Annotated in this window: 26 protein-coding genes; 12 read left to right on the forward strand and 14 right to left on the reverse strand. The window is 69.3% G+C overall.

Annotated features, from left to right (window positions below; translation table 11 throughout):
• The first annotated feature begins 23 nt into the window (after nt 1–23).
• Genes WC969_10820 through WC969_10835 form a run of 4 tightly spaced genes read left to right on the forward strand, consistent with a single transcriptional unit; the run spans nt 24 to nt 5,491 of the window.
• On the forward strand, nt 24–2,342 hold the full coding sequence (locus WC969_10820) for a DUF3536 domain-containing protein (GenBank protein ID MFA6030336.1): 2,319 nt from the start codon (nt 24–26) through the stop codon (nt 2,340–2,342).
• Nucleotides 2,339–3,289, forward strand: coding sequence for a PhoH family protein (locus tag WC969_10825; protein ID MFA6030337.1), 951 nt, complete (start codon nt 2,339–2,341; stop codon nt 3,287–3,289). The genes WC969_10820 and WC969_10825 overlap by 4 nt, the downstream gene beginning before the upstream one ends.
• Nucleotides 3,286–3,744, forward strand: a complete 459-nt coding sequence (gene ybeY / locus WC969_10830) for an rRNA maturation RNase YbeY (protein ID MFA6030338.1) — start codon at nt 3,286–3,288, stop codon at nt 3,742–3,744. The genes WC969_10825 and ybeY overlap by 4 nt, the downstream gene beginning before the upstream one ends.
• Nucleotides 3,722–5,491 (forward strand): tetratricopeptide repeat protein, encoded by a 1,770-nt coding sequence (locus WC969_10835; protein ID MFA6030339.1) that lies wholly within the window; start codon nt 3,722–3,724, stop codon nt 5,489–5,491. The genes ybeY and WC969_10835 overlap by 23 nt, the downstream gene beginning before the upstream one ends.
• Nucleotides 5,492–5,632: 141 nt before the next feature.
• On the opposite strand, the gene WC969_10840 is transcribed toward WC969_10835, so the two are convergent.
• Genes WC969_10840 through WC969_10870 form a run of 7 tightly spaced genes read right to left on the reverse strand, consistent with a single transcriptional unit; the run spans nt 5,633 to nt 10,368 of the window.
• Nucleotides 5,633–6,007 carry a response regulator gene (locus WC969_10840; protein ID MFA6030340.1) on the reverse strand — a complete coding sequence of 125 codons (375 nt, stop codon included), beginning with the start codon at nt 6,005–6,007 and terminating at the stop codon, nt 5,633–5,635.
• A 22-nt stretch (nt 6,008–6,029) separates the two neighbouring features.
• Nucleotides 6,030–7,274 carry an outer membrane protein transport protein gene (locus WC969_10845; protein MFA6030341.1) on the reverse strand — a complete coding sequence of 415 codons (1,245 nt, stop codon included), beginning with the start codon at nt 7,272–7,274 and terminating at the stop codon, nt 6,030–6,032.
• On the reverse strand, nt 7,271–8,575 hold the full coding sequence (locus WC969_10850; protein MFA6030342.1) for a HAMP domain-containing sensor histidine kinase: 1,305 nt from the start codon (nt 8,573–8,575) through the stop codon (nt 7,271–7,273). Before WC969_10850 ends, WC969_10845 begins: the two co-directional genes overlap by 4 nt.
• Nucleotides 8,572–9,096 carry a hypothetical protein gene (locus WC969_10855; GenBank protein ID MFA6030343.1) on the reverse strand — a complete coding sequence of 175 codons (525 nt, stop codon included), beginning with the start codon at nt 9,094–9,096 and terminating at the stop codon, nt 8,572–8,574. The genes WC969_10850 and WC969_10855 overlap by 4 nt, the downstream gene beginning before the upstream one ends.
• Nucleotides 9,093–9,419 carry a lycopene cyclase domain-containing protein gene (locus WC969_10860; GenBank protein ID MFA6030344.1) on the reverse strand — a complete coding sequence of 109 codons (327 nt, stop codon included), beginning with the start codon at nt 9,417–9,419 and terminating at the stop codon, nt 9,093–9,095. The genes WC969_10855 and WC969_10860 overlap by 4 nt, the downstream gene beginning before the upstream one ends.
• Nucleotides 9,416–9,802: a lycopene cyclase domain-containing protein gene (locus WC969_10865; GenBank protein MFA6030345.1), complete on the reverse strand. Its 387-nt coding sequence runs from the start codon at nt 9,800–9,802 to the stop codon at nt 9,416–9,418. The genes WC969_10860 and WC969_10865 overlap by 4 nt, the downstream gene beginning before the upstream one ends.
• A gap of 2 nt (nt 9,803–9,804) precedes the next feature.
• On the reverse strand, nt 9,805–10,368 hold the full coding sequence (locus tag WC969_10870) for a response regulator (protein MFA6030346.1): 564 nt from the start codon (nt 10,366–10,368) through the stop codon (nt 9,805–9,807).
• Between the two features lie 103 nt (nt 10,369–10,471).
• On the opposite strand from WC969_10870, the gene WC969_10875 reads away from it, so the two are divergent.
• Together WC969_10875 and WC969_10880 are read left to right on the forward strand one after the other, a co-directional pair.
• Nucleotides 10,472–10,840 carry a hypothetical protein gene (locus WC969_10875; GenBank protein MFA6030347.1) on the forward strand — a complete coding sequence of 123 codons (369 nt, stop codon included), beginning with the start codon at nt 10,472–10,474 and terminating at the stop codon, nt 10,838–10,840.
• Nucleotides 10,837–11,373, forward strand: coding sequence for a hypothetical protein (locus WC969_10880; protein MFA6030348.1), 537 nt, complete (start codon nt 10,837–10,839; stop codon nt 11,371–11,373). The genes WC969_10875 and WC969_10880 overlap by 4 nt, the downstream gene beginning before the upstream one ends.
• A 60-nt stretch (nt 11,374–11,433) precedes the next feature.
• Here the strand turns inward: WC969_10880 and WC969_10885 are convergent, their stop codons facing one another.
• The 3 genes from WC969_10885 to WC969_10895 form a co-directional block, all read right to left on the reverse strand.
• Entirely contained in the window at nt 11,434–12,021 is a 588-nt protein-coding gene (locus WC969_10885; GenBank protein ID MFA6030349.1) for a peroxiredoxin, read from the reverse strand.
• A 249-nt stretch (nt 12,022–12,270) separates the two neighbouring features.
• A complete protein-coding gene (locus WC969_10890) occupies nt 12,271–13,524 on the reverse strand; it encodes a pyridoxal phosphate-dependent aminotransferase (GenBank protein MFA6030350.1) in 1,254 nt (417 codons plus the stop codon).
• Nucleotides 13,525–13,536: 12 nt separating this feature from the next.
• Nucleotides 13,537–15,552, reverse strand: coding sequence for an oligopeptide transporter, OPT family (locus tag WC969_10895; GenBank protein ID MFA6030351.1), 2,016 nt, complete (start codon nt 15,550–15,552; stop codon nt 13,537–13,539).
• A gap of 187 nt (nt 15,553–15,739) precedes the next feature.
• On the opposite strand from WC969_10895, the gene leuS reads away from it, so the two are divergent.
• From leuS to holA, 3 genes are read left to right on the forward strand one after another with little or no spacing between them, the layout of a single operon-like run.
• Nucleotides 15,740–18,265, forward strand: coding sequence for a leucine--tRNA ligase (gene leuS, locus WC969_10900; protein MFA6030352.1), 2,526 nt, complete (start codon nt 15,740–15,742; stop codon nt 18,263–18,265).
• A 1-nt stretch (nt 18,266) separates the two neighbouring features.
• Nucleotides 18,267–18,884 carry an LPS assembly lipoprotein LptE gene (gene lptE / locus WC969_10905; GenBank protein ID MFA6030353.1) on the forward strand — a complete coding sequence of 206 codons (618 nt, stop codon included), beginning with the start codon at nt 18,267–18,269 and terminating at the stop codon, nt 18,882–18,884.
• Nucleotides 18,885–18,894: 10 nt separating this feature from the next.
• Nucleotides 18,895–19,893 carry a DNA polymerase III subunit delta gene (gene holA / locus WC969_10910; GenBank protein MFA6030354.1) on the forward strand — a complete coding sequence of 333 codons (999 nt, stop codon included), beginning with the start codon at nt 18,895–18,897 and terminating at the stop codon, nt 19,891–19,893.
• A gap of 121 nt (nt 19,894–20,014) precedes the next feature.
• On the opposite strand, the gene rpsT is transcribed toward holA, so the two are convergent.
• Nucleotides 20,015–20,377, reverse strand: a complete 363-nt coding sequence (rpsT, locus tag WC969_10915) for a 30S ribosomal protein S20 (GenBank protein ID MFA6030355.1) — start codon at nt 20,375–20,377, stop codon at nt 20,015–20,017.
• A gap of 165 nt (nt 20,378–20,542) precedes the next feature.
• On the opposite strand from rpsT, the gene WC969_10920 reads away from it, so the two are divergent.
• From WC969_10920 to WC969_10930, 3 genes are read left to right on the forward strand one after another with little or no spacing between them, the layout of a single operon-like run.
• The gene (locus tag WC969_10920) at nt 20,543–21,937 is read left to right on the forward strand and encodes an excinuclease ABC subunit UvrC (GenBank protein MFA6030356.1); all 1,395 of its coding nucleotides are present in this window, start codon (nt 20,543–20,545) and stop codon (nt 21,935–21,937) included.
• Nucleotides 21,921–22,241: an MGMT family protein gene (locus tag WC969_10925; GenBank protein ID MFA6030357.1), complete on the forward strand. Its 321-nt coding sequence runs from the start codon at nt 21,921–21,923 to the stop codon at nt 22,239–22,241. Before WC969_10920 ends, WC969_10925 begins: the two co-directional genes overlap by 17 nt.
• Complete coding sequence (locus tag WC969_10930; protein ID MFA6030358.1) at nt 22,238–23,152, forward strand: SGNH/GDSL hydrolase family protein; 915 nt, start codon at nt 22,238–22,240, stop codon at nt 23,150–23,152. Before WC969_10925 ends, WC969_10930 begins: the two co-directional genes overlap by 4 nt.
• A 72-nt stretch (nt 23,153–23,224) precedes the next feature.
• Here the strand turns inward: WC969_10930 and WC969_10935 are convergent, their stop codons facing one another.
• The 3 genes from WC969_10935 to WC969_10945 are packed head-to-tail and all read right to left on the reverse strand — an operon-like array spanning nt 23,225 to nt 25,998.
• Nucleotides 23,225–23,701, reverse strand: a complete 477-nt coding sequence (locus tag WC969_10935) for a hypothetical protein (protein ID MFA6030359.1) — start codon at nt 23,699–23,701, stop codon at nt 23,225–23,227.
• Entirely contained in the window at nt 23,698–24,918 is a 1,221-nt protein-coding gene (locus WC969_10940; GenBank protein ID MFA6030360.1) for a type II secretion system F family protein, read from the reverse strand. The genes WC969_10935 and WC969_10940 overlap by 4 nt, the downstream gene beginning before the upstream one ends.
• A gap of 3 nt (nt 24,919–24,921) precedes the next feature.
• A complete protein-coding gene (locus tag WC969_10945) occupies nt 24,922–25,998 on the reverse strand; it encodes a type IV pilus twitching motility protein PilT (GenBank protein MFA6030361.1) in 1,077 nt (358 codons plus the stop codon).
• Nucleotides 25,999–26,006: the final 8 nt, after the last annotated feature.

Consider the following 26,006-nt stretch of genomic DNA (forward strand, 5'->3'; position numbering starts at 1 on the left):
GGAAATCCGGTAGGATTTCACGAGTGAAGAACAAGCTGGTCGCGCTGCATCTGCACTTCGACCTCCCCCCCTGCGACGACCCCTGGCTCGAGCGCGTCGACGCGGATCCCTCCGCGCTCCCGTTCCGGGACGCCCACGAGCGCTTCTATCACACCGTCGTCGGCCCCCTGCTCGAGGCCTCCCTGCGCGACGAGGACGGACGGCCCCGCGCGAGCGCGAACGTCCTCGAGCGGGTCTCCTTCAGCTTCGCCCCCTCCCTGCTCGCCTGGCTCGAGCGCGAGCAGCCCCGCGCCTACGCCCTCGTCCTCGCGGCCGACCGTTCGGCGCGCCGGCGCGGCCGCGGAGGGGCCCTCGCCTGTCCGCACCCCTCCTTGATCCTCCCGCTCGCCTCGCCGGAGGAGCGCCGCGCCGCGCTCGCCTGGGGACTCGCCGACTTCCGGCGCCGCTTCCGGCGGGAGCCCGAAGCCTGCTGGCTCCCGGAAGGAGCCGCGGACGCGGGAACCCTCGAGCTTCTCGCGGAAACGGGCCTGCGCTTCGCCCTCCTCGACCCCTCGCTTCTCGAGAAGGTCCGCCCCATCGGCGGCCGGGCCTGGCAGCTCGTCGACGGAGCCCGCTTCGAGCCGCGCCGTCCCTACCGCTGGAGCGGGGGCGGGAAGACCCTGACCGTCCTCTTCCGCGACGCGCGGCTCTCCGCGTCGGCCGCCTCCGGACGCCTGGCGGCCGGCGGGGCCCGCGCCCTCGCGCGCCGGCTCGTCGACGGCTTCCGGGTCAACGACGCCTCCGAGACGATGCTCGTCGCCGCCCCGGCCGAGGCGTTCTCCGGCGACCGGGGAGGAGAACGGGCGCTCGCGGAGGCCCTCGACCTGCTCGCGCGGGAGACCGCCTTCGCCTTCGCCTCGCCCTCGCGGGCCCTCGACCTCTTCCCTCCTCCCGAGGAGGCCGCTCTGCGCCTGCCCGGCGCCTCCGCCTGCGCGCACGGCCTCGCGCGCTGGGGCGGACCGGGCGTCTGCCCCTGCCCGGGGGCGCTCGCGCCCCATTCCCGCCGGTCCCTCTCCTGGCGGCCGGCCCTGCGCGAGGCGCTCGCGGCGTTCGCCTCCGACCTCGACCGCGCCCTGGCTCCGTCCTCCGCAGCGCTCTTCGCCGACCCGGCGGCGGCACGCGCCGCCTGGCTCGACGAGGGTCCGGCGCCGGACGCCCGCGCCGTACAGCGCCACCTCGACGCCCATACCCGCGCGCACGCCTCCCCGGAGGAGGCGCGTCGCGCGCTGCGCCTGCTCGAGGCCTGGCGCATGCGCCTGGAGGCCTTCTCCTTCTGGACCTGGGAGTCGCCGACTCCGGCGGAGGGGCCGGCCCTCAGGGCCCTGCGCTGCGCCGCGCGCGCCGCTCTCCTCTCCGAGCGCGAGACCGGCGACGAGGGCCCGCGCACGCGGCTCGCGGCCGCCCTGCGCGCCCTCCCCGGAAGCGCCGAGCGCGGCGGCCCCGCCGGGACCTTCGAGCGCGAGTTCCGCGAGCAGTCGGAGGGCCCCCGGCGCTGGGCCGCGCACGCCGCGACGCTCGAGCACCTCACGGGCGCCCTCGGCTTCCCCCGCGCCCTCCCGGAGAGCTCCGTCTACGACCTCGAGACGGAGGTCCTGCTCCGGCGCACGGCGGAGGGACGGCGCGGAGAGCTCCGCTCGGTCTCGGTGCTGCGCCTGCGCCTGCGCGACCGCCGCCTGCGCGAGAACACGCGCTGCTTCGCCGCCGTGACGCACGCCGGCCGGCTCGCGCTCGACGTGCGCCTGCGCGAGGGCTTCGCTCCGCGCGACGCGGAAGCCGCGGCCGCGCTCGCGAACGCCTTCCTGGAAGCCGACGGCTCCGACTATGAGGCCCTCGCCTCCAACGTCTTCGGCCCCGGCCGTCTCGGCATCGACGCCCTCCTCTCCGGCGAGCGCCGGCGAGCCGTGCTGGAGCTCTCTCCCCCGGCGGGCGGACGCGGGCGCGCGCTCGGCGCCTGGACGGCCGCCCTGCGCGCCTCCCTCGGCGGAGGAGACCCCCTGGAGCTCCTGCGCGCCGCCGCGGAGGCGGCGCGCTGCGGTGTCGGCGCCGACGCGCTCCCCGACGCCGCCCATGCCCGCGCGCTCGTGCTGCGGGCCGCCGAAGACCTCTCGCGGGAGCCCTCCGTCCCGCGCGCGGACGCCCTGCTGGGCCTGCTGCGCGCCGCCGGAGAGGCCGGACTCTCCCTGCCGCTGCGCGCGCTGCAGGCCCGGGCCCTCGAAGGACTCCAGGGCGTCGGACCTTCGGGAGACGCCCTCGCCGCCGAACTCGGACTCTCCCGCAGCGCCCTGATGAAGGAGCCCCTATGATCACGAAGAAGATCCGCCTGGAAGGAGAGAAGGAGGCCGTGCTGCTCCTCGGAGAGCAGGACGCGCACCTGCGCCGCCTCGAGAAGGAGTACGACGTCGAGATCTACGTCCGCCACGACGCCGAGTCTCACGGCCTGCAGGTGACCCTGCGCGGCGTCGCCGGGCGGGTCCAGAAGGCGCACAAGCGCTTGCTGGAGCGCCTCGAGCGCGTGCGGCGCGGACAGTCGCTCGAGGAGGAGCCGCTCCCCGCGCTCCCGGCCCCCGCGGGAGAAGCCGTGCCCGCGGACGCGGTGCTCGTGACCGCGTACGGCAAGGTCATCCGCCCCAAGTCCCCCCGGCAGAAGGACTACTGCGACGCCATCCTCTCCGGCGACCTCGCCTTCGGCATCGGGCCCGCGGGGACCGGGAAGACCTATCTCGCCGTGGCCGCCGCGGTCCGCGCCCTCAAGTCGCGGGAGGTCTCGCGGATCGTCCTCACGCGCCCCGTCGTCGAGGCCGGCGAGAAGCTCGGCTTCCTGCCCGGAGACCTCTACGAGAAGGTGCACCCCTACCTCAAGCCGCTCTACGACGCCTTCTACGGGATCATCGGACCCGACAAGTTCCGACTCTGGCGCGGCGACGAGATCATCGAGATCGTCCCGCTCGCCTACATGCGCGGGCGCACGCTCGAGAACGCCTTCATCATCCTCGACGAGGCCCAGAACACGACGGTCGAGCAGATGAAGATGTTCCTCACCCGCATGGGCACCGGCTCGCGCGTCGTCGTGACGGGCGACGTCACGCAGGTGGACCTCGTCACCGGCCGCTCCGGCCTCGTCCTCATCGAGGGCATCCTACGCGGCGTGGAAGGAGTGAGCTTCACGCACTTCCTGGAAGAGGACGTCGTGCGTCATCCGCTCGTCAAGAAGATCATCCGCGCGTTCGATCATTGGGAGAAGAAGAAATGAACATCCTCCTCTTCGGCCGCGTCCCCCGAAGCCCCTCCATGCGCCGCCTCCTGCTCGCCGCCGCACGCGCGGGTCTCGGGCCCCTGGCGCGGCGCCGCGGGGAGCTCTGCGTCGTGTTCTGTCCCGACGCCGAGATGCGGAGGCTCAACCGGGCGCACCTGGGAAGGAACCGCACGACCGACGTCATCGCCTTCCTCTATCCGCCCCAGAAGGGCGTTCCGCACGGGGAGACGCTCCCCTTCGGGGACGTCTACGTCGGCTCGGACGCCGCGCGCCGCCAGGGCGCGGAGCTCGGGCACGGTCCCCTCGAGGAGCTCCTCACCCTCGTCGCCCACGGGACCCTGCACCTCGCCGGCTACGACGATCTGCGCCCGGCGGACAAGAAGCGCATGTTCGCCCGCCAGAGCCGCATCGTCGCGCGCGTGCTGAAGAATGTCCAAGCGAAGACCCGTTAAGGCGAGCGCTCCGCCGTCCCCTTCGCCGTCGACGGAGGAGGGCGGAGCGCTTGCGGCTCTACTCTGGGCGGCGCTCTTCGCCGCCCTCGCCTTCGTCCCCGACCAGAAGATCCTGCGCTGGAAGCTCCTCGCCCTCGAGGCCGGGACCGCGTCCGCGCTCCTGACCCTCGCCCTCTCCTGGCTCCGCCGCACGCGCGCCGAGTGGACGCGCACCCCGCTCGACCTCCCCGTCGCGCTCTACGCCGCGGGCGGGCTCCTCTTCTATGCGCTCTCCCCCGAGCGCGGCGTCTCTCGTCCCGAACTGGTCCGCATCCTCTTCTCGGCCGCCGCCTTCTTCGCCGCCGCCCAGACCTGGCCGCTCCTGCGCGAACCCAGGACGGCTCCGCGGGTTCTGGCCGGAGCCGCGGGACTCCTGGCGGCCTACGCGCTCCTCCAGCCCTTCGGAGGGATCGGGATCCTCCAGGTCCCGCGCCTCGAGCGCCCCATCGCCACCTTCGGCAACCCCATCTTCCTCGCCGCCTTCCTCGCCGCCTCCCTGCCCTCCGCGCTGGCCCTCGCGCTCGACGAGGAGACCCTCGCCCGCCGCACCGCGGCCGGGGTCTCGGCCCTGCTCTGCGCCGGAGCCCTCTGGGCGGCCCAGTCCCGCGCGGCCTTCGCCGGCCTCGTGTTCGCCGGCGCCCTCTTCGGCATCATGATCCTCAGGGGACGCGCGCGCATCGTGACGCTGTCGAGCGCCGCGCTCTTCGCCGCCCTGGCGCTGTGGCTCTTCCGCGGCCGCGAGTGGACGCACGGCCTCATCTGGCGCGACGCGCTCGCCCTGTGGCGGGCCCACCCGCTCATCGGCTGCGGGCTGGGCCGCTTCCATGTCGAGTTCCCCGCCTACGCGTCGGAAGCCCTGCGCGCGCTCTGGCCGGAGCAGAAGGTCATCGTCAACTTCGCTCATAACGAGTATCTTCAGACCCTCTGCGAGACGGGCCTCGTCGGTCTCCTGCTCTTCCTCGCCGTGCCCGCGGCCGCGCTGCGCCGGCTGGCGCCCGCCGCCGGAGCGCCGCCCGTCCCCCGCTGGGCCCTCGGCGCTCTGCTCGGCGCGGCGGCCCTGTTCGGCCAGGCGGTCTTCTCACCCGACCTCCGCTTCGGCGTCTCCGCCTTCCTCCTCTTCGCCCTGCTCGGCGGCGCCGCCTCGGCCGCGGGCCGCCGGGAGCCCCTGCCGACCTTCCCCGGGCGCTTCGCGGGCGCGGCGATCCTCGCGCTCGCTACGGCGTCGTGGGCTTGGCTCGCCGCGGCGCCCGCGCTCGCCAACCGGCGGCTCGCGCGCGAGCCCGGCTTCCACGTCGAGCAGACTCCGGAGCTGCGCGCGGCGCTCGACGAGCTCGAGGTCCGTCTGCGCGCCGAGCCCGCCAACGGCGACCTCGCCGAGCACCTGGCCTGGCTCTACGCGAAAGCGCGCCGCTGGGAGCGCGCGGTGCCGCTCTACGAGCAGGCCGCGCTCCACCTGCCCGGACGGCCGGGCCCGCTCAACAACCTCGGGAACATCGCGTATACCGTGGGGAAGCGCGAGGAGGCCATCTCCTGGTGGGAGCGCTCGCTCGCCGTCGACGACGGCCAGGTCGACGCGCACCTGAACCTCGGCAAGACCCTTTACGAGACCGGCCGCCTCAAGGAGGCGGCCGCCCACCTGCAGAAGGTCCTCGTCAAGGACCCCTCCAACGAGAAGGCCCAGGTCCTGCTGAAGAAGATGGTCGAGTGACGTTATCAGGCGCTCGGCGCCGCCGAGCAGTCGTCGTTCGATCAGTCAAGTGCCAGAATCAAGTGCCAGGCACTTAACGAGCTGCGGGAGCCCCCTCCTCCTTTCCTCCTCCCGCAGGAGGAGGAGTTAAGGAAAAGAAACTCAAATAGCGTCTGGACCCAGGAGCTCCCGGACCCGCGCGGCGAGCGCTTCGAATTCGATGGGTTTGAGGAGGACGCAGTGCGCGCCGAGCAGCGCGGCGTCCTTGCGCATGTCCTCGCTGTCGAGGCCGGTGATCATCACGATAGGCGCACGGGAGAGCTTCTGGATCTCGGGAATGGCGGTCAGCCCCATCATCTTGGGCAGGCCGTCGTCGAGGAAGATGAGGTCGAACGACTCGCGCGCGAGGAGTTCGAGCGCGTCCTCGGCGCTCGCGGCGCCTTTGGCCTCGTGTCCGGCCTTGACGAGGTAGCGCACGAGGAGGCGCACCACCGCCTCCGCGTCGTCGACGATGAGGAAACGCCGGACCGTCCGCATCCGCCCTCCCTTCCGCTCCCGCCTAGAACTTCAACTGCGACTCAGCCATGAGCTGCACGCCCGAGAGTGCGTACCGCTTGGGCCCGACCTTGCGCTCGCCGTAGCCCCCGATGGCTCCGAGCAGGGTCGAGAAGCTATCGGTCCAGCGCTGGCCCCAGCCGACGGAGGCCCGGTGCATAGGGACGTCCACCGCCGTCGCGAAGTCCACGGACGCGGCGTCCACGGCGAAGCGGTCGTAGGAATAGCCCGCGAGCAGCTCCGTTTTCGGCCCGGTTCGCCAGGACGAGCCCAAGCGCGCCTTCCAAGTGTCCCGCCAATGATAGCTGTTCGTGGTATTGGCGAGCAACGTCCCCGCCGTGTCGAAGGTCATCGCGCTCGTGAAGCAGCGCCAGAAGGTCTGGTGCACGTCGAAGGTCAGGGTCCAGGCGTCGGAGGCGCGCCAGGCGAGGCCGGTGTCGAGGGTGGGCGGATGATGCACGGGATAGCGGAAGCGGCTGTGCTCGTCTCCGAGAGTGCCGAACGCGGTGCTTCTCCAGAACGAATGCGCTTCGCCGCGGATGATGACCTCGGCCCCGCTGCGGGCCGTCAGCCCCAGCGTGAGGCGGGGATGCGGGGTCCAGAGCAGGCCGAGCACGCTCTCGAGCCCGTAGCCGCTGCCCGCGTAGCCGCCGTCGAGGTCGGTGAGGGCGCCTCCGAGCGCGGCAGTCGGCATGTCCCGGATCTCGGTCATATTCTCGATGCGGCCGTAAAGGAAATCCAGACCGAAGCCGGCCAGCAGACTCTCGGTGAGTCGCACGCCCAGGGAGACATTGGTCGTCAACACTGTCGCCGAGCCCTTGAAGCGCGTGCGCGCGCCGGAGGTCGAGGTCTCCTGGAAGTCGAGCCCCTGGAGCAGCGGGGTATAGACGCCGAGGCCGAGCGCGGCGCTTTCGCCTACCGGCACGACGGCGCCCGCGGCGCCGAGGACGAAGGTAGCGGGAAGGGTGTCCTTCCCGTAGGCCAGGCCCAGGGAGGAGAGCGACGAGAGCGAATCCGAGTCGCGAGGGAAGGCCCACCCGCCGAAAACCTGCACGCCGACGGAGCGGGGCGCGCTCGCGAGCCCGGCGGGGTTCCAGTAGACGGCGCTCCAGTCCTTCGCGTCGGCCGTCGCGGCGCCGGCCCGGGAAACGTGCCGGGTGCCGATGCCCTCGAACTCATAACCGGAGGCGCGAGCGGACGCGGGCGCCAGAAGCAGGACGGCGAGCGCGATGACAAGGGAGCCCCTCATGCGCCCGGCCTCTGCGCGACGCCCGGGACGACGGACGGCAGGCGCACGCAGACCTCGGCTCCTCCCTCGGGACGATTGGAGAAAATGACCGTCCCGCCGTGGGCCTCGATGATCTCGCGCACGATGAGGAGGCCGAGCCCTCCGCCCTCGGCCCGGGCCGTGAACTGTTCCTTCCCGAGCCGCACGAGCGCCTGGGGCGGGAAGCCGGGGCCGTCGTCGGCGATGCGGAAGGCCGCCGTCCCCTCCTCGGGAGTGAGCCGGACGCGGATGATCCCGCCCTTGCGCTCGCGCAGGGCCTCCACCGCGTTCTTGACGAGGTTGAAGAAGGCCTGCTGGAACTGTCCCTTGTCGCCCCGGACGATGCAGGCGCCCGACGCAGGAAGCTCCATCTCCAAGCGGATGAGCCAGGCGCCGGGATAGAAGCGGGCCACGCCGAGAACGTCGTCAAGCAAGAGGCCGAGGTCAAGCGGCTCATGGACGCCGGCGCCGGGCTTCACGTAGCGGACCATGCGGTCGATGAGGGCGTTGACCCGACCGAGCTCCGAGCGCATGAGCGCGCCGTCCTCCTTGTCGTCGCCCTGCAGACGCCCGTCGGCCTCGAGGGTCTCGAGGAAACCGCGCACCGCCCCGAGCGGGCCGCGGATGTCGTGAGCGATCTTGGAAACCGTGACCCCGAGCTGGGAGTGCGCCTCCATGCGCGACATCTGCAGGAGCGTCTCCTGCGCCCGCGCGCTGTCGCGGCGGACCTGCTCGCGCAGGCGCTGGACGGTCGTCTCATAGATCGTTCCCGAGATGAAGAAGAACGCCAGCGTGGCGAGGCCGACGAGCGTGAGCAGGAGAGGATTCGCGTAGAGTCCCTGCGCCGTGAACGCGACCGGCGGGAGCAGCCCCGTGAATTCCAGACCGACCACGGAGGCGTAGACGCACATGATGCCGGGGATGGTGTAGCGCGGCAGGATCTCGTAGCCGGCGCCCGAGATGAGGATGGTGAGCAGGCAGATGACGAACGGAGAGGTGACTCCTCCGGTATAGTGGATGACGGCGGCCGTGATGAGGATGTTCGCGCAGTTCGCGGCGATGAAATGAGAACGCTTCAGCCGGGGGAAGAAGAGGAAAAGCGCGACGTGCATGAGCGCGGAGGAGAACGTGGCGATGCAGAATCCGATGGGGAAAGGGCTTCCCGGCAGGAGGCCGGTCGCTGCGCCCAGAAGCGCGACGCAGGCCGTGAAGAATATCTGGCGTCGTTCGACGAAGATGGGCTCATTGCCCCGCGTATCGGAGGAGGACTCTCCGAAGATCATCTCTCCGCCTCGAAGGCTCCCTGCCACTGCCGCACGAAGCTCGGCGCCACCATCATGGTCAACGCGTAGCCGAAAAGAAGCTCCCAGGGCATCCCGAAGAAGGGCACCGTCCCCGCGGACCAGTCCAGGGCGCGGTACTCCCAGATGCCTGCCCGGTAGCCGATCGTCTCGAGCGGGAAGCCGATGAGGAGCCCTGCGAGCACGTCGAAAAGGAACACCCGCTTGTCCCCGGAACGGATGCCCGGCGCCTTCAGGACCCGCCGGTACATGAGCTCTGAGAGCCAGCAGACCTGCGCGTACATGACGCCCCAGCCCAGCGGCACCGAGACCGGGATGTCTTTGAAGAAGGTCAGATGGAAGTGGTAATCCCAGAGCGGCTCCGTCGCGCACTCGAAGAAGAGCCCGAAGAGCGTCCCCGCGACGATGTCGCCGAGGACCTCGCGCTTCGCGTAGCGCCGGAAGAGCCACCAGAAGAGCGGCACCTGGAGATAGGACCAGGCCTCCCAAAGGAGAAGCTTCACAGGGCCCTCCCGAAGCGGCGGCGGAAAGCGAGGTAGGAGAAGAGCACGAAGGGCTGGGCCCCGAACCAGAAGAGGAACTCCTCGACGGGGGCGCCGAAGATCCGCAGGCCGAGCAGCGGGTCCTTCGCCTCGGAGAAGGTCCAGACGTCCAGGCGGAGGCAGACGAACTCCATCGCGGCGGTCAGCGGCACGAAGACGGCGAGCGTGAGCCAGAAGGCCCGGCGCGAGAGGCGGTCGAGCCCCGGGTAGACCTTCCAGGCCAGCGCCGCGGCCGGGAGCCAGAAGTAGAGGAGAGTGCTCAAAAAGTAGAGCGGCAGCCTCATCGCCCCTCCCTGCGCGCGAGCGCCGCACGGATGGCGTGGAAGGCGGTTATGACGATGAGCGCGGGGAAGACGTAATAAAGGAGGGGCTCCTCGACGGGGACCCCGAACAGGCGCGGTCCCCAGATGCGCGCCTCGTTGTAGACCCAGTGCCCGCGCCAGACCGAGAAGGCCTCGGCCGGGAAGACCACGACCTCGAAGAGGAGCACGGTCGCGAGGGCGGCCTTGAGGTCCACTTCTTCGCGCAAAGCACGGTAAAGGGGAAGCAGGACGAGGAGGAACGGGAGGAGCAGCGTCCCCCACCAAGCGAACTTCCGTCCCGCTTCATAGCGGGGCGCCCCCCCCGGCGCCGCGCGCTTGGGATCCGACTCCCTGTCCTCGGGCATCCCTACTCGAGCAGCTTGAGGATCTTCGCGCGCAGTTCGGCCGAGGGGATCGGCTTGCGGATGATCTCGTCGACGCCGGCGGCCTCGATCTCCTTGAGGTCCTTCGCGTCGCTCGCCGCGGTGACGGCGAGGACGATCGTATCCTTGAGCTCGGGGTCGGCCCGGATGATCTTGACGACTTCCCGGCCGTCGAGGTCGGAGAGGAAGATGTCCAGCAGGATGACGTCGGGCCGGAAGGCCTTGGTGAGGTAGCCGGCGCCGTAGCCCGAGGCCGTCGTCTGCACCTCGAAGCCCGGCTCCTTCTGCAGCCCGCGCTGCATGACCCGCAGCTCGGCGAGGTTGTCCTCGACGACGAGCACGCGCGTCTTGCCGGGCGTCAGGGCCTTGGCGTCGACGCCGAGACTCTTGGCGAACTCCTCGAGGTCCTTGCGGGCGACCCGGTTGTGCCCGCCCGGCGTCGCGGAGGCCTTGAGCTGGCCTTTCTCGACGGCGCGGAAGATGGTGGCGGGGCTGACCCCCAGCATGCGGGCGACTTCACCGGTCGTGTAGAATGGCTTGATGGTCATGGCTTCCTCGTCCCTTCTTATGATTTATACGATTCGTTTGAACTGTTAGGGCAATATAGCATAAAATACGTCGCCGTTGATGACGCATCCCGGAAGAGGGTGGATGGAAAAAATATCGCAGACTCTGCAGTACCTTGCGGCATTCTCGATGGCCGTCGAAGTCGGCTTCGAGACCTTCTTCTCGCTGCCGGGCATCGACGGCTACTGCCGCAGACACACCCGCCAGGAGCGGGCATACCTCAAAAGGGTCGTCATCCTGGCCTTCTGCCTCGTCCTCTGCTCCGCGCTCTACGCCTTCTCGGGAGAGGGTTCCCAGGCCCTCTTCCTCCAGCAGGTCTTCGGACTCCGCATCCCGGTCCTCGACGTGCTCCTGACGGCCCTCATACTCACCGGGGGCTCGCGCGCGATCCACGACGTCCTGGAAGGCGCAAGCGGCCGAGCGGCGCTCAAGCGCTCCGGAGAGCCGTCATGATCCCCCTGCGCTCCGCCCTGACCGAGGCGGCGGTCCTGGCGGTCTTCCTCGGCGGCATCGCGGTTTCGCGCGCCCTCAAGCGGCGCTGGAGCGCGCCGGAAGTCGTTCTGATGTGCTCGATCGGCCTCCTTTTCGAGCTTCTCACGGCTCACTGGTGGAACTATCGGAACATCTTCATTCTCATCCCCACCCCCATCGACGACGACATCTCGGCGCTCTTCCCCCTGGGCTGGGCGGGGCTCATGATGATCGCGACGCCCGTCGCCGAGCGCCTGCGCGAGCGCTGGGGCCTCGCGCGCTGGTGGCAGGGACACCTCGTCATGATGGGCGTCTGGCTCGTGGTCGGTTCGATCTCGGAAGCGACCTTCAACGCCATCGGGATGATCGAGTACGTCGACCGCCCGCAGCTGCGGCTGCTGCTCGGACAGCTTCCGGGACTCCCGCCGACCATCTACATGGTCGGCTACGCCTTCCTGCCCGCGCTCATCGCCCAGATCTTCCGCTGGCTCGAACGCAGCCTGAAAACCCCCTGAAAGCGTCCGCCCGCCGGGGAGAGAGAGGACCGGCGGGCGGGGTCCGTCAACGAGGGGCCGTCAGTTGACCGCGGCGAAGTACTCTTTGGCCTTGACCGGGTCGGCCTTCATCGTCTTCGCGCCGTCCTTCCAGTTCGCCGGGCAGACCTCGCCGGTCTTGGCGACCTGCTGGAAGGCCTGGAGCACGCGCAGGGTCTCCTCGACGCTGCGTCCCACCCCGAGGTCGTGGACCACGGAGTAGGCGACCTTCCCCTGAGGGTCGATGAGGAAGAGGCCGCGCAGGGCGACGCCGCCATCGGCGAGCACGCCGTAGTCCCGGGCGATCTCCTTGGTCAGGTCGGACATGATCGGGTAGTCGATCTCGCCCAAGCCCCCCTCTTTGCGCGGGGTGTTGATCCATGCGAGGTGGGTGAACTGGCTGTCCACCGAGCAGCCGAGGACCTCGGCGCCGGCCTTGCGGAAGTCCGCGAGGCGGTCATTGAAGGCCGTGATCTCGGTGGGGCAGACGAAGGTGAAATCGAGCGGATAGAAGAAGAGGACGACCCACTTGCCCTTGTAGTCGGCGAGCTGGATCTCCTTGAAGCTCTTCTTATAGACGGCGACGGTCTTGAAGTCCGGGGCCTGCTTCTGCACGAGCGTGTCCGCCATGTTCTGCCTCCTTGAGGGCGTGAAGTACGGATAGCATAACATAGTTGACTTTAAAAGTCAAGTATTAGATATCGGCGTCAGGCACAGTAACTTTCGCAACTTATTTTGGAGGCGTTAATCGCGCATCCCTTCGATAAAATGCATTTCCGCACTGGGAAACGCGTTATACGCGTCCGTCCATCGCCCAAATAAGTTGCGAAAGTTCACGTCTGACCCCGGGAGGTGCCAGAGGCGGAAGGGAACGGATACTCAGTATTCGGGATGAAGCCGCGTGAGCGCCTCTTCGAAGCGCTTCTGGAAGGCAGGGTCGAGGACGTCGCTGCAGACCCCGTAGCGGATCATCGGCCCGCCGACCGGGGCGAGGAAATGGACCCCGACGAGACCGGTCTCGGAGATGACGAGACGGTTGAAGGCCTCGTGCGGCGGCAGACCCGCGACGCGGGGGTCCGAGGCGAGGTCCGCCCCGAACGCGCGCCGGGGCACGCGCCAGAGCGTGAAGAAGCCGTCCTCGCAGCGACAGGCCTCCCGCAGGCCCGCGGCCTTCAGCCGGGAGACGACGTAGTCGATGCGGCGGCGGTACATCGCGCGCAGGTCCGCGAGGGCCGTGCGCGCGGCGTCCCCCTCCGAGAAGAACTCGCCGTAGGCCGCCATGACATAGGGAACGGGACCGGACTCGGAGTTCCCCTTGATGAGGATGAAGTCCTCGACGAAGTCCTTCGACCCGATGAGCGCACCCAGGCGCGCCCCGGGGTCGCTGAAGGACTTGCTCACCGAGTAGAGCTCGAGCCATTCGAGGCCCGGAAAATCCTTCGCCACGGCCGCCAGCGGCACGTGCGCGGGACCGGCGAGCCCGACGTACGCGGCGTCGTTGACGAGGCGGGCGCCCGTCTCGAGACAGAAGGCGATGAGCTCCTTCCACTCCGCCGCGCTCGCCCCGACCGAGGCCGGGTTGCCGGGGCGGATGACGAAGACGAGGTCGGGCTTGCGCGTCCCGCAGGCCTCGCGCAGGCGCCCGACGTTCAGGCGCATCCCCTCCTCGGGGACCAGCGGCCAGACGACCCGCTCGGCGCCCAGATAACCGCCCGCCCAGGTCCCGATGACGTCGTAGGCCGGCTGGTTGGAGGCGAGGATGAAGCGCTCCCGACGTCGCCGGTCCGGCAGATGGAGCCCGCAGGCGAGCGGGATGAAGGCGGTCGCGTTCTTGATGCCCGGGATGGGCAGCACCCGCAGACCCGGGTGCTCGGCGGCCCGGACCCCGGAGTGGAGTTCGACCATCCCCTCCGCGAAGCGCCGGAGGTCGTTCTCCTCGGCGTAGGTGTGGTAGTCGAAGCCCGGGTCGGCGGCGAACCGGGCCTGCAGTTCGAGGATCCGCCGGGCCGGGACGGTGTCGGGATTCCCCAGCGAGAGGTTCATCGCCGGCCGGCCCGTCTTCTCCTGGTACTCGCGCACCAGGATGTAGATGAGCTGGAAGAGGTTGATCCCCCCCGCCGGTATCCTTCTCATCCTCGTCGGCTCCTAGGCCGTCTTCCCGTCCGCGCGGCGGGTCGAGACGAACCAGACGTAGGCGCAGAGGGAGAGGAAGAGGACGAGCGAGACTCCCTGAGAGATGCTCTCCGTGCCGTAGAAGGGGGTCACGATCCACTCTTCCTTGAATCCAGGCACCAGCCGCAGCGCGGCGCCGAGCACGCCTCCGAGCGCGCCGCCGGCCATGAGGCCCGAGGCGATGATGACCCCGCGCTCGCGCACGGACCGACCCGCCTCGCCGCCGAGCTTCGCGGCCCGGCCGGTCACGAGGTGATGGAGGAAGCCGCCCACGAGCGCCGGCGTGTTGAGCTCGAGCGGCAGGTACATGCCCAGCGCGAACACGAGCGAGGGCACGCCGAGCATCTCGAGGGCGATCGTGACGACGGCGCCCGCGCCGAAGAGGACGTAGGCGATGGGCTGCCGGTTCATGAAGCCCTCGACGAGCGCCTTCATCAGCGAGGCCTGCGGCGCGGCCAGCACCGCCCCCTCGGGAGTCCCGAGCGGGGCGTCTCCGAAGTAGTAGCCGGCCTTGGCGAGCATCACGATGGTCAGGCCCGAGGCCGCGGCGGCCGCGATGACCCCGAGGAACTTCACGCGCTCCTGCGCGGCGGGCGTCGAGCCCAGCCAGTAGCCCGTCTTGAGGTCGGTGATGGTCTGTCCCGAGGCCGAGAGCGCCGTGCAGACCATGCCGGCGATGGCCATGACGAAGAACATCCCCGTCGTGCCCGAGAGGCCGAACTTGAGCAGGACGACGCTCGAGACGATGATGGTGAGCATCGTCATCCCCGAGACCGGGTTGCGCGCGGTCGTCGCGATGGCGTTGGCCGCCACCGATGTGAAGAAGAAGGAGAAGAGCAGCGTCAACGTGAGGCCCACGAGCGCGATGAGCCAGCCCGTGTGCAGCGAGCCGAAGAAGACCGCCGTCGCCAGCGTCGCGGCGAGCACGCCGAGGAGGATGGTCATGATGGAGACGTCGCGATCGGTGCGCTCGAGGCCGTCGGTCCCGCCGCCGTGGCGGAAGGCCTTGACCGCGATGGCGACGGAACCCACGACCACGCGCAGCGACTTGAGGATGCCGAAGATGCCGGCGGTCGCGATGGCGCCGACGCCGACGAAGCGCACGTAGCCGCGGAAGATCTCACTGGCGCTCATGAGCGCGATGGGCTTGAGGGCCGGATAAACGGCCAGCTCGGGGGAGTGCCGCCCGATGAACCAGACCAGCGGCACGAGCACGAAGTTCGCCAGCAGGCCGCCCGCGCAGAGGATCATCGAGGAGCGCAGGCCCATGACGTAGCCGAGGCCGAGGATGAAGGCCACGGCGTCGAAGCGCACGACGACCTTCGCCTTCTGGTTGAGAGCGCTCATGACCGGGATGAACTGGAAGTCGATGAACTCCTTCCAGACCTTGAAGGTGGTCACGAAGAAGTCGTAGACGCCGGCGATGAGCGTCGCCTGGAGCAGAAGCTTCGCCTGCGAGCCGCCCTTCTCCCCGGTGACGAGCACCTCGGTGATGGCGGTGGCCTCGGGGTAAGGGAACTGCCCGTGCATCTCGCGCACGAAGTAGCGGCGCAGCGGGATGAGGAAAAGCACGCCGAAGCAGCCGCCGGCGAGGCAGATGAAGATGGTCTGCGCCGGATGCGGGTCGAGCTGCAGCGAGTAGAGCGCCGGCAGGGTGAAGATGGCCCCGGCCACGACGGAACCGGAGACCCCGCCGATGCCGGTGATGATGACGTTCTCCAGGATCGTCGAGTGCCGCGGGAAGACGCGCGCGAGCCCGATGGCGAGGATGGAGATGGGGATCGCCGCCTCCATGACCTGCCCGACCTTGAGGCCGGAGTACGCGGAGGCCACCGTGAAGAGGACGCAGAAGAAGAGGCCGAAGCCCACCGAGCGCAGAGTGGTCTCCGGGATCGACTTCGCGGCGGGGACCATCGGCTCGTAGGTCTCCCCGGGCTTCAGGGGGTCGTAGGCGTTGTCCGGCAGCGAGCGGGAATCGGATGCTTCCATGTTCTTCCTCCGGGTGCGTCTCCGATGACTATCATAGCAAGCCGGCGGGCACCCCGCCCCCCTCGCAAGGGGGGAATCCCGGGTGGGAAGAATCCCCGGGAAAGTCCTCCCTCTCCCGAAGGGAGAGGGCAGTAAGGTAGCGCGCGCCGTTCCTCAAGAGCGCGCGCTCAATATGTATAATCAACCCATGTCCATCGACGACCACATCCCCTATAAAGAGATCGAGACGAAGTGGCAGCGCCGCTGGGCGGAATCCGGCCTCTTCAAGACGCCCGAGACCCCGCGCCCCGGCCGCAAGTTCTACTGCCTCGACATGTTCCCCTACCCCTCCGCCGACGGCCTCCATGTCGGGCACCCCGAAGGCTACACCGCCACCGACATCCTCTGCCGCTACATGCGCATGCGCGGTCACGACGTCCTGCACCCGATGGGCTGGGACGCCTTCGGCCTGCCCGCCGAGAACCACGCCATCGCCACCGGCGAGCATCCGCGCATCGTCACCCAGCGCAACATCGCGAACTTCCGGCGCCAGATCCAGTCCCTCGGCTTCTCCTACGACTGGGACCGCGAAGTCGACACGACGAGCCCGGAGTACTACCGCTGGACGCAGTGGATCTTCCTGCAGCTCTACAAGAAGGGCCTCGCCTACGAAGCCGAGAGCCCCATCAACTGGTGCCCCTCCTGCAAGACCGGCCTCGCCAACGAAGAGGTCTACGACGGCTCCTGCGAGCGCTGCGGGACCTTCGTCGAACGCCGCTCCATGCGCCAGTGGATGCTCAAGATCACCGCCTACGCCGACCGACTCCTCGACGACCTCAAGACGCTCGACTGGCCCGAGTCCACGCTCGCGATGCAGCGCAACTGGATCGGCCGCTCCGAGGGCGCCGAGGTCATCTTCACCCTCCGCAACCACGCGGTCCCGGTGTTCACGACGCGGCCCGACACCCTCTTCGGCGCGACCTACCTCGTCCTCGCCCCCGAGCACCCGCTCGTCGAGCAGATCGTCGTGCCCGACCAGAAGAGCGAGGTCGAGGCCTACGTGGACAAGGCGCGGCGCAAGAGCGAGCTCGAGCGCACCGAGCTGCAGAAGGAGAAGACCGGCGTTCCCACGGGCGCGCACGCGGTCAACCCGGTCAACGGCGAGCGCATCCCCGTCTGGGTGGCCGACTACGTGCTCGCCGGCTACGGCACCGGCGCCATCATGGCGGTCCCGGCGCACGACCAGCGCGACTACGACTTCGCCGTGAAGTACGACCTCCCCATCCGCATCGTCGTGAAGCCCACCGACGAGCTCGCCGAGGAGCTCGCCAAGGACGGCAAGGCCTTCTGCGGCGACGGCGTCGCCGTCAACTCCCCTCTCATCGACGGCCTCCCGACCCCGCAGGCCAAGGAGCGCATCCTCGCCCATCTCGAGGAGAAGCGTCTGGGCCGGCACCTCGTGACCTACCGCCTGCGCGACTGGGTCTTCTCGCGCCAGCGCTACTGGGGAGAACCCATCCCCATCGTGCACTGCAAGACGTGCGGCATCGTCCCCCTCCCCGAGGACAAGCTCCCCGTGCTCCTGCCCGACGTGCGGCACTACAAGCCCACGGGCACCGGCGAGTCGCCGCTCGCGGACATCGTGAGCTGGGTGAACACCCACTGCCCCTCCTGCGGCGGCGAGGCCCGCCGCGAGACGAACACCATGCCGCAGTGGGCCGGCTCGTGCTGGTACTACCTGCGCTACATCGACCCGAAGAACTCCTCGCGCGCCTGGGACCCCGAGGCCGAGAAGACCTGGGCCCCGGTGGACTGCTACGTCGGAGGCGCCGAGCACGCGGTGCTGCACCTGCTCTACGCGCGCTTCTGGCACAAGGTGCTCTTCGACCTGGGGCTGGTCTCGACCTCCGAACCCTTCCAGAAGCTCCGCCACCAGGGGATGATCCTCTCCTACTCCTACCGCGACGCCCGCGGCGTCTATCACGGCTACGGGGACATCGCCTTCGCCGAGGACGGGAAAGCCGTGCTCAAGGACTCCGGAGAGGCGCTGGAGGCCCAGGTCGAGAAGATGTCGAAGTCCAAGAAGAACGTCATCAACCCCGACGACGTGCTCGCCAAGTACGGGGCCGACGTCTTCCGGCTCTACGAGATGTTCATGGGGCCCTTCGCCGACCCCAAGCCCTGGGACATGAAGGACATCATGGGGCGCGTGCGCTTCCTGCGCCGGGTCTGGCTCCTCCTCAAGGACGCGCCGAAGCTCGCGGAGGGCGACGGCCTCGTGGCCCTGCGCAACCGGACCATCGAGAAGGTCGGCACCGACATCGCGGAGTTCCATTACAACACCGCCGTCTCCGCCCTCGACATCTACCTCAACGAGCTCTCGGCGCAGAAGCCGCCGACGCGCGTCGACGTCGAGACCTTCCTCACCCTGCTCTGCCCCTTCGCCCCGCACATCACCGAAGAGCTCTTCGAGCGGATCGGCGGGACGCCCTTCCTCTCGGCGCGGCCCTGGCCGGAGTACGACCCGCGGCTGCTCCGGGACACGCGCGTCGAGGTGCTCGTGCAGGTCAACGGCAAGCCGCGCGAGCGCCTGCAGGTCCCCACGGACACCCCCTCCAAGGAGCTCGAGGCGGCCGCGCTCGCCGCGCCCAAGGTGAAGGAGGCGCTGGCCGGCAAGTCCGTGCTCAAGGTCGTCGTCGTGCCCAACAAGCTCGTCAACATCGTGGTGAAATGACATGAAAAAGAACCTCCGGCCGCTCCTCCCCCTGGCCCTGGTCCTCGCCGCCGGCTGCGCCAGCGAAGACCTCTCCTACCGCCCCGCCCCGCAGATCCTCCCGCAGCACATCGTGAGGATCTCGCTGCGCCCGGTGATCAACAAGACCCAGCAGTTCGGGCTCGAGGACAAGCTCACCCTGCGGGTCCGCGACGAGTTCCTGCGCGATGGGCGCTACCCGATCGTCCCGGAGTCCGACGCGCAGGGCGTCGTCGTCGTCACGCTCTCCCGCTACATCCTCGTGCCGGTCCAGTACGACACCGTCCTGACCCCCACCGCCTACAAGCTCACGGTGCTCGCGAACCTCGACTTCATCGACCGCACGAAGAACACCATCCTCTGGTCCGAGCCCAGCCTCGAGGGCGTCCAGAGCTACACCGCCCCGACGCTGCGGGGCGGGATGACCGAAGAGCAGGCCCGCGAGCTCATCTGGGACGTGCTCGCGCGCCAGATCGTCAAGCGCACCGTCGAGGGCTTCGGCTCCGTGAGCGGCGCCTCCCAGAGGCGCATCAGCGGCGAACTTCCGCCCAGCGAGACCCCCCAGACGCCGGTGAAGTCCGTCAACCCCAACCCGTACTGAGGCCTCCCCGATGGACGCGACGCCGGAAGCCGCCGAACGCGAATGGGCCGAGGGCCGTTTCCGGCCCGTCTACCTCTTCGTCGGCGAGGACGCGGCCGGGAAGGGCCAGGCCGTCGAGGCCCTGCGCAAGGCCCTGAAAGTCGACGACTTCAACTTCTCCGACTACGCGGGAGAACTCGAGTCGCAGGCGGGAGAGATCGTCGCCGCCGCCTCGACGCCGCCGATGTTCTCCGAGCGCCGCTTCGTGCTCTCGCGCGAGGTCAAACTGGGCCTGGGCGGGCGCAAGGCGCTCGTCGAGTACCTCAAGGACCCGCTCCCCTCGACCGTGCTCGTCCTGCTCTCCGGCGAGCGCAAGGCCGACGCCAAGGATTCCGTCGTCGCCGCCGCCTCCCGCAGCGGGCTCGTCGTCTTCTTCGGACCCCTGCGCCCGGAGCAGGCCTGCGCGCGCCTGCGCGAGGAGGCCAAGCGGCTGGGCTTCGCGCTCTCCGAGGCGGCCGCGGCGCTCGTCGTCGACGAGGTCGGCAGCGAGTGGGGCATCCTGCGCGGGGAGCTCGAGAAGATCCGCCTCTTCCTCGGGGAGAGGAAGGAGGCCTCGGAGGAGGCCATCCTCGCCTGCCTCGGCTACCGGCCCGAGACCGGTCCTTTCGACTTCGCCAACGCGCTCGACGACGGAGACCCGGTCGCCGCGCTGAGGATCCTGCGCCGGAAGTTCGAGGAGGGCGAGGAGGCCTTCGGCCCCCTGCGCCAGCTCACCACCGCCGTGAACAAGCAGCTCAAGGCCAAGCGCATGATGAAGGCCGGGATCTCGCGCTTCGACATGTTCGGCCAGCTGCGCGTCTTCGGTCCCTCCCGACAGGACCGCTTCATCCAGGCGGTGAACAAGGCGGGCGAGGCGCGCCTGCTCGCCTCCCTGCGGGCGTGCCACGAGACCGAAGCCGCGCTCAAGTCGAAGGCCTGGCTGGACCCTGCTTGCGAGTTGGAGAGGTTGGTCGTTTGGATCTATAGATAGACGTTATTCCCTACTGCCTCCTCCCCTTCGGGGGAGGGCTGGGGAGAGGGAGAACCCATGAAGGTAGGTAAAAGAAACCCCCGCCTGCGCTTGAGCGCAGGCGGGGGTTCCTTTTCGTTTCTTAAGCAGCGGCGACGGCGGGAGCGGGGGCTGGCCTGTTGCTCTTCTTGGCCTTCTTGCCCTGCGCCGGCTCGACGTGCTTCCCTTCGAGCAGCTTCTTCATCTGCAAAGCCAGGCGCGACTTCTTGCGAGCGGCGGCCTTCCAGTGGATGACGCCCGTCTTCGCGGCCTTGTCCCAGGCGGAGCAGGTCTTGCGGTAGAGCTCCTCGGCCTTGGCCTTGTCCTTGGTGGCGGCGACGGTCGCCAGCTCCTTGGTGACGTCGCGCGCCCCGCGCTTGACGGCGCGGTTGTGCGCTGCGCGGCGTTCCGCCATGCGCTGGGTCTTGATCGAGCTGGTATGCCGTCCGGTCTTGAGCTTCGCCATAAAATGATGCTCCTTGGTCTGCCGTCTTATCCGAGGAGACATTATAGTTTTTCCGTCGAGGACCCGTCAATCGTCTCCCCCCCCCCTCTCCCATCCCATGGGGGAGGGGGTCTGGGGGGGTGAGGGGGAGGCGTCGACGGATACCGGCTTTGCTATCATCCCTGCATGCCCGCAGACGCCGCCCCTTCCCGTCGGCACCTCCCCCACGCCTGCGGCGTCTACATCATGCGGGACGCGGCCATGCGCGTGCTCTACGTCGGGAAGGCCGTGGACCTCGCCAAACGGGTCGCCCAGTACTTCAACCCCCGCAAGGCCGACCTGAAGAACCAGGTCCTCGCCCCGCTGGTGCGCAAGATCGACTACATCGCCTGCGCAAGCGAGCGCGAGGCCCTCGTCTGGGAGCGCCGGCTCATCCGGCGGCACCAGCCCTTCTTCAACGTCATGTGGAAGGACGACAAATCCTACCCCTGGGTGAAGGTCTCGCTCGAGGAGGACTTCCCCCGCGTCTCGGTGGTCCGCCGCAGGCGCCGCGACGGGGGCGCCTACTTCGGCCCCTACCCGCACGTCTCGGCCGTGCGCGCGCTCCTGAAGACCCTCTGGCGGCGGAAGATCTTCCCTCTGCGCCCCTGCGACTACGCCTTCTCGCGCGAGCGCCCCCTGGCCGATAAGAAGATCCGTTCCTGCCTCTACTACCACACCCGGGAATGCCCCGCACCCTGCGCCGGCCGGATCGCCCCCGCCGCCTACCGGCGCATCGCCGAGGACGCCGTCCTCTTCTTCGAGGGCCGCTACGCGGAGCTCAAGACCCGCCTCGGGACCGAGATGCGGCGCGCCTCGAAGGCCCTGGAGTACGAGGCGGCCGCGCGCGCGCGCGACAACATCGCGGCGCTCGAGCACATGGGCGAGCGCGTCCACTACGAGGAGGTGCGCCCCGGCAAGGTCGCCGAGCGCCTCGACGCCTCGCAGGCGGTCAGCGACCTCCAGGAAGCGCTGGGCCTGCCGAAGCCCCCCCACCACGTCGAGTGCTTCGACATCTCGCATCTCTTCGGCCGGGAGGTCGTCGGCTCGATGGTCTGTTTCGAGGCCGGAGAGCCCCGCAAGAGCCACTACCGCCGCTTCCGCATACAAGGAATCCCGGTCTCTGAAGCCGCCGGCGCCGCAGGGACCCCGCGGGACCCCGCGGCACGGGCCGAACGGAGAACGACCGCGGCCCGCAATGATGATTTCGCCGCGATGGCCGAGGTCGTCGCCCGGCGCTGCCGGGCACTGCGCAAGGCGGGCGAGGCCCCGCCGGACCTCTTCCTCATCGACGGAGGCAAGGGGCAGCTCGGGGCCGCCCAGTCCGCGCTGCAGGAGACCGGGACCCGCACGGGGCTCGCCGCGCTCGCCAAGCGCGAGGAGGAGGTCTTCCTCCCCGGACGCCCCGAGCCGTTGGTCCTCGAACGGCGCCGCCCTGCGCTGCGCCTGCTTCAGCGCATCCGCGACGAGGCGCACCGCTTCGCCGTGACCTACCACCGCCTGCTCCGCAAAAAGGAGTTGTTCAATGCGACCGAACGCTAAGCTGCCCGAGAAAGTCCTCGCCGCCATGAAGGAGTATCCGCCCTTCGATCAGGCGGTCTGGAAGGCCTGCGCCGAGATCCCGAAAGGGCAGGTCCGCACCTACGGCTGGGTCGCGCGGCGCATCGGCCGCCCGAAGGCCGCGCGCGCGGTCGGGGGCGCGCTCGGAAGGAACCCCTTCGCGCCCGTCGTCCCCTGCCACCGCGTGGTCGGCGCCGACGGCTCGATGACCGGCTTCAGCGCGAAAGGCGGCGTCGCCGCGAAGCGCCGCCTGCTGCTCAAGGAAGGCGCGCTCCTGCCCAGGTGAGCGCAGGACTCCGCAAGGCGGCGCTGGTCGCCTGCGCCGTCCTCTCGACGCTGGCGGCCGGGGAGGCCCTGGCCCGCCTCTCGGGCGGGCTCCCGCGCCCGCATCCGCTCGGCTGGGAAGGACGCCTCGACGTCGTCCCCGCCCCGGAGGGCGCCCCCCGGATCCTCGCCCTCGGGGACTCCTACACCTTCGGGACCGGCGTCGACGCGTCGCAGGTCTGGCCCCGCGCCCTGGCATCGGCCGCCGGAGCGGCCGTGACGGTCTACTCCGCCCCTGGCTACGGCACCGCCCAGGAAGCCCTGGCGCTCGAACGGCTCTTCGACGCGGCGCGCCCCGACCTGATCCTCCTGCAGGTCTGCTTCAACGACGTCATCGACGGCTCCCGGGAGCTCGAGTCCGCGAGCTTCTACAACCGGCAGCCGCTGCTCAAGCCCTACCTCGAAGAAGGGCGCGTCGTCCTCCGTTCCCCTCTGCCGGCCTGGCGCCGGCCCCTGGCCGCGCGCTCCGCGCTGGCGTTGCGGGCGGAGCGCGCCCTCCAGAACGCGCGGGTCCTGCTGCGCCATCACGGCATCGGGCCCGCGTCCGTGGAGGATGCGATCCGCACGCAGGGAGACTCCCACCCGGGCTACCGCCGCGCGCTCGAAGCCGTCGACGCGGCGCTCGCGCGCATGCAGGACCGCGCCGGGCGCGTCCCCATCGTCGCCGTCCCCGTCGACGACGAACAGCCGTACATGGAGGGCTTCGCCGCGCTCGCCCGCCGCCGCGGGATCCCGCTGCGCGCGGAGGTCCCCGGGCTGCTGCGCGCAAGCGGGATGCGCCTGCCGAACGACCCCCACCTCAGCGAGGAAGGACACCGCGTGCTCGGGCAGCACCTCGCGCGGGCGCTCTCCGGACTCATCCACAGACACTAGGCGGGATGACGCGATGGGAGCACCCTCCCCCTTCCCCCTCCCGCGGGAAGGGGAGATAGGGAAGAGCGCCCCCTAATCGCGTCCGATGAAGGAAAGCGTGACCCGTTTTCCGTCGCTGCCCGTCACGGTGGCGAGCACGGTCACGTCGTTCGGCGTTCCCGACTGCCCCGTGATGGGAAGATCGGGCTCCCCGGAGGCCCAGGCGACCGGCTCCGAATGGTTCCCCTCATAGTACCACTCGCCGGGGGTATGGGTGAGGTGCCAGCGCACGCGTTTGGAGACGGCGGCGGGGTCGCGCAGCGCCTGGATGTAGGTGATGTCGGACGCGCGCGCCTCTTTGGCCATCGCCCGGATGTTCGGATGCTTGAAATAGCCGGAGAACATCCACGCGAGCGCCCAGAGGATGACGAGAGCCCAGAGGAAGCAGATGGCCGCGAAGCGCGCTCTCCTCTTCAGGAGAGCGAACGGCCGGAGCCAGGAGAACGGCAGGCGGTCGGGCTCGGGTCCAGGGGCCTCGGCCGGCCCGTCGGGGAGCGGCGCGTCCGTCATCCCGCCATGCTGCCCATCTCGAACATGGGCATGAACATCGCGATGACGATGCCGCCGACCACGGTCCCCAGGAACACGATGACGAGCGGCTCGATCATCGAGGTCAGGCCTTTGACCGCCGTGTCGACTTCCTGGTCGTAGAAGTCGGCGATCTTGATGAGCATGGTGTCGAGGGAGCCGGTCTCCTCGCCGACGGAGATCATCTGCGTCACCATCGGCGGGAAGAGCCCCGACTTCTTGAGGGGGTCGGCGAGCCGGCCGCCCTCGCGGATGTTCTCCCGGGCGCTGAGCACCGCCTCCTCGATGACCATGTTGCCGGCGGTGGCGGCGACGGTCTCGAGCCCCTGCATGATGGGCACGCCCGACTTGATGAGCGTGCCGAGCGTGCGAGTGAACTTGGCGACCGCGACCTTCTTGAGCAGGATGCCGAAGACCGGCGCCTTGAGCATCTTGCCGTCGATGTACTTCCTCCCCGCCGGGGTCTTGTAGGCGCGGACGAAGCCCTGCCAGATCGCGGTCGGCACGATGGGGATCATGTACCACTGGTTGCGCAGCGCGTCGGAGATGGCGATGATGACCTGCGTCGGGTAGGGCAGCTCGCGGCCGAAGCTCTCGAAGATGCCCTTGAAGGTCGGGATGACGAAAGTGAGCAGGAACACCGTGACGGCCAGGCAGATCGTGATGACGATGGCCGGGTACATCATCGCCGACTTCACCTTGGCCTTCAGGGCCTCCGCGCTCTCGAGGAAGGCGGAGAGGCGCTCCAGGATGGTGTCGAGGATGCCGCCCAGCTCGCCGGCCCTGATCATCGCCGTATAGATCTCGGGGAAGGCGTCGGGGTGCTTCCGGAGACCGTCGGAGATGGAGAGGCCCGATTCGATGTCCCCGCGCACCTCGCCGATGATCTTGCGGAAGGCGGGGTTCTCCATCTGCTCCTCGAGGATGGAGAGGCCCTGGACGATGGGCACGCCGGCGGAGACCAGCGTCGAGAGCTGGCGCGAGAAGATGACGAGGTCCTTCGAGCCCACGCTGCCCTTGCCGATGCCGAGCTTGGTCTTGATCTGCCCGATGAGCCCGCCCCCGGCCTCGCTGATCTCGAGGACGCTCATCTTCTGGAGGCGCAGCTTCTCGACGGCGGCCTTCTGCTGCGGGGCCTCGATCGTCCCGTTGAGGACGGCCCCGTCGGCGGCCTTGACCTTGTAGGCGTAGGTCGGCATGGGTCAGGACGCGGCGGGCGTGCCGCTGACCCCCCGCTGGATGAGGCGCTTGAGGTCCTCCGGGTCGGAGGAGCGCAGCAGGGCCTCTTGATACGAGATGCGCTGCTTGCGGTAGAGGTCGCAGAGGCCCTGGTTGAGCGTCTGCATCCCGAACTTCCCTCCGGTCTGGATCGTCATGTGGATCTGCTCGACCTTCTGCTCGCGCACGAGGTTGCGGATGGCCGGCGTGACGATGAGCACCTCGGAGGCGAGGGCGCGGCCGGAGCCGGAGACGTGCGGGACGAGGACCTGGCAGAACACCGCCTGCAGGACGAAGGAGAGCTGGACGCGGATCTGCTCCTGCTGGTGCGGCGGGAAGACGTCGATGATGCGGTTGATCGTCTGCGCGGAGTCCGTCGTGTGCAGGGTCGCGAAGACGAGGTGGCCGGTCTCGGCGATGGTGAGCGCGGCCTGGATCGTCTCGAGGTCGCGCATCTCGCCGATGAGGATGACGTCGGGGTCCTGGCGCAGGATGTGGCGCAGGGCCTGCCCGAAGTTCTGCGTGTCGCTGCCGATCTCGCGCTGGTTGACGAGGCCCTTCTTGTGCGTGTGCACGTACTCGATGGGGTCCTCGACGGTGACGATGTGCAGGTTCTCGCGCTCGTTGAGGAAGTCGATCATGCAGGCGAGCGTCGTCGACTTGCCGCTTCCCGTGGGGCCGGTGACGAGGACGAGGCCCTTCTGGATCTTCATCACGTCGTAGATGACGTTCGGCAGCCCGAGCTCATCGAAGGTCATGAACGACTGGGGGATGGAGCGGATGGCGGCGCCGACGGCCCCGCGCTGGCGGAACACGTTCATGCGCAGGCGGCCGATGCCCTTGAGGCCGAAGGCCATGTCGAGCTCGTTGGTGGACTCGTAGCGCTGGCGCTGCTCGTCGGTCATCAGCGAGAAGACGAGCTGCTGGGTGGTCTCACCGGTGAGGCGCTCGAAAGGGGTCGGGACGAGCGCGCCGTCGATGCGCAGCGTGGGGGGAGCGCCGGCCGTGAGGTGGAGGTCGGAGGCCCCCCTCTCGTGCATCATCATGAACAGCTCGCTCATCGATACCA

This window comes from Elusimicrobiota bacterium, assembly GCA_041660925.1.
In the GTDB taxonomy this organism is placed as follows: Bacteria; Elusimicrobiota; Elusimicrobia; order UBA1565; family UBA1565; genus JBAZUV01.

What these genes read in the sequence shown, in the direction of transcription:
- WC969_10845 (MFA6030341.1), bottom strand. Translation starts at nt 7,274, where the DNA reads ATGAGGGGCTCCCTTGTCATCGCGCTCGCCGTCCTGCTTCTGGCGCCC.
- holA (MFA6030354.1), top strand. Translation starts at nt 18,895, where the DNA reads ATGGACGCGACGCCGGAAGCCGCCGAACGCGAATGGGCCGAGGGCCGT.
- WC969_10870 (MFA6030346.1), bottom strand. Translation starts at nt 10,368, where the DNA reads ATGACCATCAAGCCATTCTACACGACCGGTGAAGTCGCCCGCATGCTG.
- WC969_10850 (MFA6030342.1), bottom strand. Translation starts at nt 8,575, where the DNA reads ATGATCTTCGGAGAGTCCTCCTCCGATACGCGGGGCAATGAGCCCATC.
- rpsT (MFA6030355.1), bottom strand. Translation starts at nt 20,377, where the DNA reads ATGGCGAAGCTCAAGACCGGACGGCATACCAGCTCGATCAAGACCCAG.
- WC969_10920 (MFA6030356.1), top strand. Translation starts at nt 20,543, where the DNA reads ATGCCCGCAGACGCCGCCCCTTCCCGTCGGCACCTCCCCCACGCCTGC.
- WC969_10835 (MFA6030339.1), top strand. Translation starts at nt 3,722, where the DNA reads ATGTCCAAGCGAAGACCCGTTAAGGCGAGCGCTCCGCCGTCCCCTTCG.
- WC969_10890 (MFA6030350.1), bottom strand. Translation starts at nt 13,524, where the DNA reads ATGAGAAGGATACCGGCGGGGGGGATCAACCTCTTCCAGCTCATCTAC.
- WC969_10840 (MFA6030340.1), bottom strand. Translation starts at nt 6,007, where the DNA reads ATGCGGACGGTCCGGCGTTTCCTCATCGTCGACGACGCGGAGGCGGTG.
- WC969_10825 (MFA6030337.1), top strand. Translation starts at nt 2,339, where the DNA reads ATGATCACGAAGAAGATCCGCCTGGAAGGAGAGAAGGAGGCCGTGCTG.
- WC969_10945 (MFA6030361.1), bottom strand. Translation starts at nt 25,998, where the DNA reads ATGAGCGAGCTGTTCATGATGATGCACGAGAGGGGGGCCTCCGACCTC.
- WC969_10885 (MFA6030349.1), bottom strand. Translation starts at nt 12,021, where the DNA reads ATGGCGGACACGCTCGTGCAGAAGCAGGCCCCGGACTTCAAGACCGTC.
- WC969_10895 (MFA6030351.1), bottom strand. Translation starts at nt 15,552, where the DNA reads ATGGAAGCATCCGATTCCCGCTCGCTGCCGGACAACGCCTACGACCCC.
- leuS (MFA6030352.1), top strand. Translation starts at nt 15,740, where the DNA reads ATGTCCATCGACGACCACATCCCCTATAAAGAGATCGAGACGAAGTGG.
- WC969_10880 (MFA6030348.1), top strand. Translation starts at nt 10,837, where the DNA reads ATGATCCCCCTGCGCTCCGCCCTGACCGAGGCGGCGGTCCTGGCGGTC.
- WC969_10865 (MFA6030345.1), bottom strand. Translation starts at nt 9,802, where the DNA reads ATGCCCGAGGACAGGGAGTCGGATCCCAAGCGCGCGGCGCCGGGGGGG.
- lptE (MFA6030353.1), top strand. Translation starts at nt 18,267, where the DNA reads ATGAAAAAGAACCTCCGGCCGCTCCTCCCCCTGGCCCTGGTCCTCGCC.
- WC969_10925 (MFA6030357.1), top strand. Translation starts at nt 21,921, where the DNA reads ATGCGACCGAACGCTAAGCTGCCCGAGAAAGTCCTCGCCGCCATGAAG.
- WC969_10860 (MFA6030344.1), bottom strand. Translation starts at nt 9,419, where the DNA reads ATGAGGCTGCCGCTCTACTTTTTGAGCACTCTCCTCTACTTCTGGCTC.
- WC969_10875 (MFA6030347.1), top strand. Translation starts at nt 10,472, where the DNA reads ATGGAAAAAATATCGCAGACTCTGCAGTACCTTGCGGCATTCTCGATG.
- WC969_10935 (MFA6030359.1), bottom strand. Translation starts at nt 23,701, where the DNA reads ATGACGGACGCGCCGCTCCCCGACGGGCCGGCCGAGGCCCCTGGACCC.
- ybeY (MFA6030338.1), top strand. Translation starts at nt 3,286, where the DNA reads ATGAACATCCTCCTCTTCGGCCGCGTCCCCCGAAGCCCCTCCATGCGC.
- WC969_10940 (MFA6030360.1), bottom strand. Translation starts at nt 24,918, where the DNA reads ATGCCGACCTACGCCTACAAGGTCAAGGCCGCCGACGGGGCCGTCCTC.